General features: G+C 58.0%; 1 pseudogene. It reads right to left on the bottom strand.

Annotation, left to right across the window (positions count from 1 at the left end):
• Positions 1 to 286, bottom strand: a pseudogene (locus tag ACXJ7R_RS36050) (adenylate/guanylate cyclase domain-containing protein); the annotation flags it as partial.
• Between the last annotated feature and the right edge of the window lie 252 nt (positions 287 to 538).

Here is a 538-nt window from a genome sequence, read left to right as displayed (position 1 = left end):
GGTGGTAATATGGGCTGGTCACGAACCTGTCGGACGGCACGCCGCCCTCGTTGCGGAAGCCTTCCACTTCGAGGCCCTGGCCGCGAAACCAGGTGAAGCCAAGCGCGTCATAAAGCGGATGAAGCATCGAAAAGCTCAGATGCACCCGCTTCAGTGGCAGGCCGGCGGCAGCCAGCCGCTCACAAAAGCCTTTTACCAATGTTTCCAGGTCGTTGCCCTCGAGCGCCGATTGGGTCAGCCAATCGGCAACCTTATCCACAAGAATGGTGGAAATTTCTGTGCTCATGCTATCTCCAAACCCGTCCAAGATGGGCCACTCCTTTGATCCGCCACAACACAGTCCGCCAACGATCCAAGGATAAGGCCCTCGAAGTCAATGAAGCCGGCTTCGGCGGAAAAAGCCGGCGAAGAATTTCCCGAATGACTGTCGTTGCAGGCAAGGAGCGGGCGTAACTGCGGAAGCCGGCTTCGGCGGAAAAAGCCGGCGAAGAATTTCCCGAATGACTGTCGTTGCAGGCAAGGAGCGGGCGTAACTGCG

The organism is Mesorhizobium sp. P5_C1 (assembly GCF_054049815.1).
This window is presented reverse-complemented; position numbering and strand designations above follow the sequence as displayed.